The sequence below is a fragment of the Streptomyces sp. NPDC047081 genome, from assembly GCF_040643775.1.
In the GTDB taxonomy this organism is placed as follows: Bacteria; Actinomycetota; Actinomycetes; order Streptomycetales; family Streptomycetaceae; genus Streptomyces.
Genome location: NZ_JBEYUY010000037.1, coordinates 58,862 through 68,573, shown reverse-complemented (window position 1 = coordinate 68,573; position 9,712 = coordinate 58,862). Strand labels below are relative to the sequence as shown.

The 9,712-nt window shown below is 69.6% G+C and carries 7 protein-coding genes; 1 reads left to right on the top strand and 6 read right to left on the bottom strand.

Annotation, left to right across the window (positions count from 1 at the left end; translation table 11 throughout):
• Positions 1-154: 154 nt before the first annotated feature.
• A complete protein-coding gene (locus ABZ848_RS43225) occupies positions 155-532 on the bottom strand; it encodes a hypothetical protein (RefSeq protein WP_360840998.1) in 378 nt (125 codons plus the stop codon).
• 175 nt (positions 533-707) lie between these two features.
• On the bottom strand, positions 708-1,916 hold the full coding sequence (locus tag ABZ848_RS43220) for a S8 family peptidase (RefSeq protein ID WP_360840996.1): 1,209 nt from the start codon (positions 1,914-1,916) through the stop codon (positions 708-710).
• A gap of 218 nt (positions 1,917-2,134) precedes the next feature.
• Between ABZ848_RS43220 and ABZ848_RS43215 the strand changes: the two genes are divergently transcribed.
• On the top strand, positions 2,135-2,929 hold the full coding sequence (locus tag ABZ848_RS43215; RefSeq protein WP_360840994.1) for an SGNH/GDSL hydrolase family protein: 795 nt from the start codon (positions 2,135-2,137) through the stop codon (positions 2,927-2,929).
• 13 nt (positions 2,930-2,942) lie between these two features.
• Here ABZ848_RS43215 and ABZ848_RS43210 read toward each other — a convergent pair whose 3' ends face one another.
• The 4 genes from ABZ848_RS43210 to ABZ848_RS43195 all read right to left on the bottom strand — a co-directional run bounded on the left by ABZ848_RS43210 (position 2,943) and on the right by ABZ848_RS43195 (position 9,463).
• Positions 2,943-4,541 (bottom strand): serine/threonine-protein kinase, encoded by a 1,599-nt coding sequence (locus ABZ848_RS43210; protein WP_360840993.1) that lies wholly within the window; start codon positions 4,539-4,541, stop codon positions 2,943-2,945.
• Positions 4,542-4,604: 63 nt separating this feature from the next.
• Entirely contained in the window at positions 4,605-6,326 is a 1,722-nt protein-coding gene (locus tag ABZ848_RS43205) for a sulfite exporter TauE/SafE family protein (RefSeq protein WP_360840991.1), read from the bottom strand.
• On the bottom strand, positions 6,323-7,798 hold the full coding sequence (locus ABZ848_RS43200) for a tetratricopeptide repeat protein (protein WP_360840989.1): 1,476 nt from the start codon (positions 7,796-7,798) through the stop codon (positions 6,323-6,325). Before ABZ848_RS43200 ends, ABZ848_RS43205 begins: the two co-directional genes overlap by 4 nt.
• Positions 7,799-7,930: 132 nt before the next feature.
• Entirely contained in the window at positions 7,931-9,463 is a 1,533-nt protein-coding gene (locus tag ABZ848_RS43195; RefSeq protein WP_360840987.1) for a DUF4331 domain-containing protein, read from the bottom strand.
• Between the last annotated feature and the right edge of the window lie 249 nt (positions 9,464-9,712).

The window sequence follows — 9,712 nt, the reverse complement described above, 5'->3', positions numbered from 1 at the left end:
GTCACCGAGTACGGCACCCCCCTACCGCGCCCCGCGCCGGAAGCCATCGCGGTCCTTGAGCCCTCCCCATGAGCCGCTCGATGATGGACCGATGCGGGTGAGATTACGACGGTATTGATGATTGAACCCGTATGGCAAGGCCTGAAACCGGGCCTCACATTTTTGTTGGTTTGACCGTTACACAACTTAGAAGAAGAAGGAGACAGCTGATCACGGTCACGGCGATGATCCCGCCGTGGACGGACCAGCGGTGGACGGCGAGCATCCCTTGTGCCACCAGCATGTCGATCACGACCGCGCCCGCGATGGCGGCGAGCGTCCGGCCGAAGGGTTCCAGCCCGCGCAGGGCGGCCGCGACGGCGGTCGCCGGTGCGGCGAGCAGGAAGAACAAGGTGAGCGGGCCGCGCAGCGGCGAGCTCGAGTCGACAAGCGCGAGAATCGCGCCGAATCCCCCAACGGCGGTGGCCGCACCCGCGAGCAGCGGTGTCAGATCCCCGTCGTTCGATGGTCTCTTGATACGGATGGTCTGCATTGGCGACTTTGCCCCCCAGCGCGCCGGATGCCGGACTTCAATGTCGCGCAGTGCAACAGGGGGAGTCAAGACGCGGAAGAAGTCCCTTACCGGTTCTTATGCAGTCTTAAACGTGTGTTCCCCGGAGGCGCCGGCTGCCTCCGGGGAACTGGTGTTCAGATCGTGCGGTGCGGTGTTACGGGACCAGCTTGAGGAGCTTGTTCGGTGAGCCGGTGCCCACGCTGGTCAGCACGCCCGAGGTGGCGCCGTTGACCAGCGCCGAGGCGACGGTGGCCGGGGTGGCCGAGGTGTGGCCCGCGAGGTAGACCGCCGCGGCGCCCGCGACGTGCGGGGTGGCCATGGAGGTGCCGGAGAGCGTGGCGGTCGCGGTGTCGCTGGTGTTGTAGCCCGCGAGGATCGAGGAGCCGGGCGCGAAGATGTCCAGGACCGAGCCGTAGTTGGAGTAACTCGCCCTGGCGTCCGAGCTGGTGGTCGCGCCGACCGTGATCGCGGTGGAGACGCGGGCCGGGGAGTACGAGGAGGCGTTGGCCGAGCTGTTGCCCGCCGCCACCGCGTAGGTGACGCCGCTGGCTATGGAGTTGGCGACCGCGGTGTCCAGCGAGGTGGAGGCGGAGCCGCCCAGCGACATGTTGGCGACGGCCGGGGCGGTGTGGTTCTCGGTGACCCACTCGATGCCGTCGATGACGCCCGCGGTGGTGCCGGAGCCGCTGTTGTCCAGCACCCGGACCGCCACGATGTTCGCCTTCTTGGCGACGCCGTAGGTGGTGCCCGCGATCGTGGTGGCCACATGGGTGCCGTGGCCGTTGCCGTCGGAGGCGGTGGTGTCGCCGTCGACCGCGTCGTAGCCGTAGGAGGCACGGCCGCTGATCTGGGTGTGGGTGATCCGGACGCCGGTGTCGATGACGTACACCGTCACGCCGCTGCCCGCGGTGTCCGGGTAGGTGTACGTCCCGGAGAGCGGAAGCGAGGTCTGGTCGATGCGGTCCAGGCCCCAGGGGGCGCTGGACTGCGTGGTGTCGGCCAGCTGGACGCGCTGGTTCTGCTCGACCGAGGCCACCGACGGGTCGGCCGCGAGTCTCTTCGCCTCGCTCGCGGTGAGGGTGGCCGTATACCCGTTGAGCACGGTGTCGAAGGTCTTCCTGACCGTGCCGCCGTACTCCTTGATCAGACCCTTGCCCGTGGTCGAGGCCGCCTTGAAGCCGGCGCCCTTCTTCAGGGTGACGATGTAGCTGTCCTTGACGGCCGTGGGGGAGCCGGCGGCGAGGACCTTGCCCTGTGCCGGGGCGGCCTGGGCGGGGAGAGCGGTGAGTCCGCCGACGAGGGCGGCGGTCGCCAGGCCGGTGGCGGCGGCGAAACGGAACCTCTTGCTACGTGGTTGTGCCATGACGAGGGAGTCCTCCTCCATGGGGGGAAGCGCGCCTGGGTAAGGCAACGCCGGAGTAAAGAGTGGCCCATCTACGGGCATAGAGAAAGGGAGTTGAGGAGGCGTCAACAAACCTGTCATGCGCACGTAATCAACATTGCTTTTGGCATGGACACTTCCCGTCAATGCGCGTAGTTGCTACGACAGTTGTGGCAGAGATCCTGCTAAAGGGAGGTTCCATGAGACGTTCCCGACTTGCCGCTTACGTCGGCTCGTTCCTCCTCGCCGTCGCCGCCGTCCTCACCGGGACCGGTACGGCCCACGCCGCCACAGCCCCCTATGTGGCCCTCGGCGACTCGTACTCCTCCGGTGTCGGCGCGGGCAGTTACATCTCGTCCAGCGGCGACTGCAAGCAGAGCACCAAGGCCTACCCCTACCTGTGGGCGGCCGCCCATTCACCCTCGTCGTTCAGCTTCAAGGCCTGCTCGGGCGCTCGTACGGGTGATGTCCTGGCCAACCAGCTGGGCACCCTCACCACCTCGACCGGCCTGGTCTCCATCAGCATCGGCGGCAACGACGCCGGTTTCTCCGACGTCATGACGACCTGTGTGCTCCAGTCCGACAGCGCCTGCCTCTCACGCATCAACACCGCGAAGGCGTACGTCGACTCGACGCTCCCGGGTCAGCTCGACAACGTCTACTCGGCGATCAGCAGCAAGGCCCCGAACGCCCACGTCGTCGTCCTCGGCTACCCCCGCTTCTACAAACTCGGCACCACCTGCGTCGGCCTCTCCGAGACCAAGCGGAAGGCGATCAACGACGCGGCCGACTACCTGGACACCGCCACCGCCAAGGCCGCGGCCGACCACGGCTTCACCTTCGGTGACGTCCGCTCCACCTTCACCGGCCACGAGCTCTGCTCCGGCAGCGCGTGGCTGCACAGCCTCAACCTGCTCAACATCGGCGAGTCCTACCACCCGACCGCGTCCGGCCAGTCCGGCGGCTATCTGCCCGTGCTGACCAGCGCGGCCTGACCACGCGTCCTTCTCACTGCGAAGGCGACGCCGAAGTACTGGGGGAGGCCCCGCCCGTCGGGGTCTCCCCCACACAGGTCACCGAGAACGGCACAGAGTTGGACGTAGTCGCCTTCGGCGAACGCACCTCGACACTGATCGAGTTGCTGAAGGTCCCGGTCTTGTCGTACGTCGTCACGAACGCCCTGTCCTGCTTGGACTTGCCGCCGCCCTCCGGGAAGGACATGGTCTTCCACCCCGGATCCATCACCTGCCCGTCCTTCGACACCCAGCGATAGCTGACCTCGGCCGGGAGCCTCCCCACCGAGATCGTCGCCGTGAAGCCGGGTGCGTCGCTCTGGTCGGGCGGACAGCTGCCGGAGTACTCCGTGTTGGACCCCGTCAGCGTCACGCTGACCGACTGCGGCGTGGAACTCGGGCTGCTGCTCTTGCTCGGCGTGGTGTCGCCGCCGGGGTTCGTGTCGGTGGGGCCGGCCGAAGTCGCCGTGTCGGAGCGGGTGTTGTCGCTGCCGGTGTTGTTGTCCCCACTGCCGTTGTCCCGGTTCAGCAGCCCGTACGTCAGCCCGGCCAGCGCCAGCGCGAGGACCACCACGCCGACGATCAGGACGACCCCGGCACGGCGGTTGCGGTCCGGCGGCGGGGCGGCGGTGGCGGTCGTACCCGGGCTCGGCACCGGCTGGGTGCGGGGGGTCGTATACGGCGTCTGCTGAGTCGGCGCCTGCTCCGGGTAGGCCGCGATCGTCGACGGGTACGGCGTCGCCTGGAAGCCGTTCGTGCGGGGCGTGCCCCCGGCCGCGACGATCCGCAGGTCCTGCTCGGCCCGGTCTGCGGAGAGCCGCTCGGCGGGGTCCTTGCGCAGCAGGCCCTCCACGACCGGGGTGAGCGGGCCGGCCCGCAGCGGCGGCGGCAGCTCCTCGTCGACGATCGCGCGCAGGGTGCTCAGCGGGGTGTTCTGGCGGAAGGGGGAGTTGCCCTCGACGGCCGCGTACAGCAGCACGCCCAGCGACCACAGGTCCGACTCGGGGCCGGGGGTGCGTCCCAACGCCCGCTCGGGGGCCAGGAATTCGGGCGAGCCGATCACCTCGCCCGTCATCGTCAGCGCCGAACTGCCCTCGACCTGCGCGATGCCGAAGTCGGTGAGCACCACCCGGCCGTCGTTCGACAGCAGTACGTTGGCCGGCTTCACGTCCCGGTGGAGCACCCCGGCCTCGTGTGCGGCCCGCAGCGCGGCCAGCACCTCGGCGCCGATGTGCGCGACCCGCTGTGGCTCCAACGGGCCCTCGGCGTCCAGCAGTTCGGCCAGCGAGATACCGCGGACCAGCTCCATCACGATCCACGGGCGGCCGTCCTGCGTGGCCACGTCGTACACCGTGACAACGTTGCGGTTGGCGACCCGCGCGGCCGCCCACGCCTCGCGCTCCAGACGGGCGTACATCCGCTCCACGTCCTGGGCCGGCAGCCCGGCGGGCGCGCGCACCTCCTTGACGGCGACCTCGCGGTGCAGGACCTCGTCGCGGGCCCGCCACACCGTGCCCATGCCGCCCTCGCCGAGAGGGGACAGGAGACGGTAGCGGCCCGCGATCAGACGTTCACTGCCCGGTTCTTCGGACACGGGCGTCCCCCATTCGCATCCGTGCGATTTCTCCACTCCGCGCGTTTTCTTCACAAACGTAGCTCAGCCGAGTGCGGATGCCGCCCCCTTGAGAACCAATCCGATCCCCAGCGCCACGACGAGGAACGCCGACGCCAGCGGGGTCGCCCGGCGGATCAGGGTCGCCATCGGGTGGGTGGTCCAGCGGGGGCGCCTGTCCAGCACCCGGTTCATTCCCGTACCCAGCTTGACCACCGCGAACCCGGCCGCGGTGAGGGTGAGGGCGAGCCCCACGCCGTACGCGACGACGAGCAGCAGCCCGAACCAGGCCTGCCCCAGCGCCATCGCGCCGACCAGCACCACGACCGCGGACGGGCTCGGCACGAGACCACCGGCGAAGCCGAGCAGGATCGTGCCGCGGAGGGTCGGGGCGATGGAGTGGGTGTGGGTGAAGCCGCCGTGGGTGTGCTCGATGGTGTCGGAGTGGTCGTGCGTGTGGTGGCTGTGGGCATGCGTGTGGCCGTGATCGTGACTGTGTGAGTGGTCGTGATCGTGGCTGTGCCCGGGGGAGTGCGTGTGCGGGTGGGTCTCCGTGGTCGCCGAAGTGGTCTCCGCGTGGGCGGCGACCAGGACCAGGGCGCGTTCCTCGGTCTCCTCGGTGTCGTGCGTGTGGGGGTGGGGGTGGTCGTGCGTGTGGCCGGTCCCGTGGGGGTGGTCGTGGGTGTGGCCGTCGGGGCCAGAGGGGTGCGGGTGCGCATGCCCGTGTCCGGGGCCGCGATTGCGCCAGGCCCGCCGTACCAGGCTCGCGCCCGCCATGATCACCAGGACGCCGCTCGCGATGCCCAGCCAGGTGATCACCGAGGGCGCGGCGGCGGAGCCGGCCGTCACCAGGAGGCCGAGCGCGACGACGCCCAGCGTGTGGGTGACCGTGACCGACGCGGCCAGCGGCATGACGTCCTTGAGGCGGGCGCGGCCACCGCGGGCCGCCGCCGTGGCGGCCATCAGGGTCTTGCCGTGGCCCGGGGCGAGCGCGTGCATCGCGCCCAGGAAGACCGCGATGAGCAGGGCGAGCGCGGCGAAGCCGAAGGTCAGGTCGTGCCGGGCGACCAGGGAGTCCAGGGCGCGGGTCCAGCGGTCGGCGCCGCGCGGCAGCACGGAGGCGGCGGGAGCGTTCGTCTCGTCCTCGACCAGGGCCGGTCCACCGGGGCGCACGCGCAGCGACGCGGACGAGGTGTCGGCGGGGGAGGAGAGCAACTCCTTGGGGTAGCTGGTCAGTTCACCCGAGATCGACTTCTTCGGTACGTCCGTCGCGGTCAGCGTCATCCGGTCGCCGCGCGCGGTGATCTCCCGCCAGCCGGGGCCGGTCGTGGCGCCCGCGCTGTGGAAGCCGACGGTGAGGTTCTTGGCTTCGGGCAGCTCCGCGGTGAACCGGCACTCCACCCGCAGGGTGTTGAGGCCGGCCTGTCCGGGCCGGGTCTGCGCCTTGCTGCCGCCGACCGTCAGGGTCGTCGCCCGCCCGTCGACGGTGAGCTTGCTGCCCTCGGCGGCCTTGTCGCACCGCTCCTTCGCCCAGGTGCTCATGCCGAGCCGCTCGATGTCCGGCTTGGCCTGGGTGGCCGGGATCTCGGCGAGGTCCTCGACGTGGTCGACGCGGAGCTTGCCGGGGGCGGCGACGAGGCCGTCGTAACGGTTGACGGTGAAGTTGCCGAGGGGGTGCGCGCTCGCGCTGGTGGAAGGGATCAGCGCGAGCGCGCAGGCCGCCGTGAGGACGGCCCCGGTGGAGGCGAGCAACCGACGGGGATTCACTTGGCCGCCTCCAGGTCCTTGAGTGCCTTACGGGCCTCGCTCGCGCCCAGCGGGGAGAAGCCGGCGTTGAGCTTCAGCGCGGCCCGCAGGGAGGCGCGGGCGTCCTCGGCGTGGCCGGTGGCGCGCTCGATCATGCCGCGGTGGTAGAGGAACGTGGCGTTGTGGAGGCCGGTGGCCGTGGCCTGCTTGGCGTACGGGAGGGCCTCGGCGTCCTTGCCGTTGACGTGCAGCGCCCAGGCGAGGGCGTCCGCCGTGTGCACGGTGTGGCGGCGGGCCCACTCGGCGCGCGCGGCGCGCAGGGCGGAGGCCTTGTCGCCGTGGTCGGCGGCGGCGAGCGCGGTGTCGAGGTCGGCGTTGACGCCGTTGGCGCGGGCGAGCGCGGTCCAGGCGTCGACCAGGGCGTACTGGTCGCGGGCCTTGGCCTTGTCGCCGTCCTTGCCCCGGTCCTCGTACATCTCGCCGAGTTCGACGAGGGGTTGGGGCAGCGGATAGCGGGCGACGACCTGCTCCATGCCCTTGAGCCCGGCGGCCTTGTCGCCGCTCGCGTACTGGGCGCGGGCACGGCCCTCCAGGGCCGGGAGGTAGTTGTCGTCGGCGGCCAGCGCCCGGGCGTAATAGGTGAGCGCGCTCTTGTAGTCGCCCTGGTTCCAGGCGAGCAGCCCGAGTTGGGCGGCGACGTAGGAGATGTCGCCGGGGGTGCTGGAGACCGAGAGCGCCTGTTCGAGCACCCGCCGGGCCGTCTTCACGTCGCCGCGCAGCTCGTGCACGTACGCATACCGGGTGAAGACGGGGATGCCGGGGCGCCGGGTGTCCGCGGTGTCGGCGGCCTTCGACGCGTCGGCGTAGCGGCCGAGTTCGACGAGGGCGTCGATCCGGGAGGAGAGGGCGTTCTGGCTGTAGGGGTTCTCCTTCAGCACCTGGTCCGCGTACTTCAGCGCGTCCTTGAAGTCGTGCCGGGCGGCGGCGAGGGCGGCCTGTCCGGTGACGGCCTGCTCGTTGCCGGCCTTGATGTCGAGGGACCGCTTCAGCGCCTTGTCGGCCTGCGGGTAGCGGGACGGGTCGCCCTTGGTGCGGGCCTGCTCGACGTATGCGAGCCCGAGGGTGGCCCAGCTGCCGTAGTCCTTTGGCTGGGACCGGAGTTGGGCCTGCAACGCGGTGATGCTGGCGTCGATGTTCCCGCTGTTGAGGAGCGCGGGGGACATGGCGCTGGGAGCGGCGGCGACACTCGTACCGCCGTGATCCCTAAGCGCCCCGAAGGCGATGGACCCACCGGTGAGGGCGATGGCCAACAGCACGGCGGTACCGCCGAGTTGGACGGCCCGCAGCCGCTTACCGGCCTCACCCACCCGACGGACGGCGGCGACACGCTCGTCGTCGACGTCGGTCACCTCTTCGGAGGTGCCCGCAGACGACTCACTGACGTCCTCGGCACTCTCTTCGAAGCCTTCGGTGTCGTTGCTGCGCGGGCCCATGCCCTCTCCTCAATCGGCGTGCTGTCAAAGAAGGTTGTGCGGCGCGGCCCGGCCGTGGGGGATGGGTACGGAACGGGCCGCGCCAGTCGATGGGGGCCGGGGAGTCAGGCCCCGGCCCCGGTCCGAAAGGGCCTAGTACACGCGGCTGCGCATCCGGCGCCACCACATCAGGCCCGCGCCGATCAGCGCGATCCCGGCCGCGCCACCGCCCGCGGAGGCGGCGATCAGACCGGTGTTGCTCATCCCGCCGGAGGACGCCGGCTGCAGCGCGTCGCCGAGCTGGTTCTTGACGTCGCTGCCGCTGGCGACACCCTTGGCGGTGGCACCGCGCGAACCGGCGGTCGGGTTGGCCAGGTACGGGAAGTACTTGCCGAAGCCCTTGTCGTTCTTGTCCACCGCGTCGCCCAAGTCGTTCTTGGAACCGACGAGTTCGCCCTCCACGACCTGGAGCGCCTCGTCGATCACGTCGTCGGTGAGGCGACGGCCGTTCGGGAAGCCCTGGTTGTCACCGTCGAGGACGCCCAGCCGCTTCGGAGAGGCCGTCGGCTTGATGGACGTGTTCAGGCGCAGCTCCTCCGCCGGCCGCACGTACGGCGGCTGGTTGAGGCCCTTGACGCCCTTCAGGAACACGTCGACGAGGTCGTTGCGAGGCTCCGCCGGGGCCTTGATCTTGTAGATGGCCTCGATGAGCTTCGGCAGCTCCGGGTTGGTCACGTTCTTCAGGAACTGCCCGTCGTTCCACGGCGAGGACGCGTTGAACTTGTCCTTGTCCTTCAGCGGGTTGACGACCTCGTTGACCAGCGGGTTGCCCAGGCGTGAGACCTGCTCGTAGTAGCCCTGGGCGTTCTTGCGCTGGACGGTCGACCAGATGCCGACGATCGGCTGCTTCTTGGACTCCGTGATCATGTCCGTGGGCAGCTGCAGCGCGATCGAGTTGACGTTGTAGCCCTTGAGGGTGTCCCGGCCGACCTCGGAGAGGTTCCCGCCGTACAGCAGGTCGAAGACGCGCAGGTCCGCGAAGAACGGGTCGTCGGCCTGGCCGGCGAAGGTCTGCCCGCCGTTCGAGAGCTTGTAGATCGCCTGGTCGCGCAGCTTGCCGTAGTCGGGCATCGAGGCCTTGCCGACGTCCGACGGCGCCACCGGGATGTCGTCGGCGAGCTTGGTCTCGGAGACGACCTTCTGCTTCTTCAGCTTGATCAGTTCGAGGTCGTACGTCTGCGTGATGTTCAGGTCGGGGTCGGTCAGGTTGCTGACCACGCCCGTGTTGTACAGGAACGACTTCTTGTTCTTGATCTGCGTGTTGAACGTGTAGCGCAGCAGCAACTCGCCCTGCGCGTCACCGTTGTTGTCGATGTGGATGTCGTACTGGGCGTCATCCGCGAACTGGTAGAAGTTCGGACCGCCGGCCGGCTCCTCCATGGGGATGAAGTTGGCGATGAGCGTCGTCGTGTCCGGCTTGTCCGGGCTGACGAACGCGTACAGGTCCGTGTTGTCGTACTGGGGCTGCCCCGAGATGAGCGGGGCCTCCCGGTGGCTGGAGGCGGAGGCCGCCCCCGGTTCCAGCGTGGCCACACCGGCGGCCGCGAGCCCGCCGGCGGCCAGCGCACTGGCTATCAGGGTCGCGATGCTCCTGCGTCCCGAGCCGCTCCTGGAGATAGGTGTCATGCCGTCCGTCCTCAGTCCCAACTTGCCTGACGAACGCTGATTCGGAGCGGTCGGCAGGGTGGATTGGTCGAATCCCAAACGTCTTTACGGCGAACCCGGAATCTTGTTTCAGTGCGGACGGCAATCTTGTTCGGTGGGCTGCGGACCCGCGTTTTCGGCGGTCTGATCCGTACCCATCCAGAGGCGCGCTCGCTGCGAATGCCTACCGGGACAGGGAAGGGGCCGCGTGCGGTCGGGGAAGAGGGGGAT

Coding starts and splice junctions, on each gene's coding strand:
- ABZ848_RS43200 (WP_360840989.1), bottom strand. CDS start 7,798: ATGGGCCCGCGCAGCAACGACACCGAAGGCTTCGAAGAGAGTGCCGAG.
- ABZ848_RS43195 (WP_360840987.1), bottom strand. CDS start 9,463: ATGACACCTATCTCCAGGAGCGGCTCGGGACGCAGGAGCATCGCGACC.
- ABZ848_RS43215 (WP_360840994.1), top strand. CDS start 2,135: ATGAGACGTTCCCGACTTGCCGCTTACGTCGGCTCGTTCCTCCTCGCC.
- ABZ848_RS43225 (WP_360840998.1), bottom strand. CDS start 532: ATGCAGACCATCCGTATCAAGAGACCATCGAACGACGGGGATCTGACA.
- ABZ848_RS43220 (WP_360840996.1), bottom strand. CDS start 1,916: ATGGCACAACCACGTAGCAAGAGGTTCCGTTTCGCCGCCGCCACCGGC.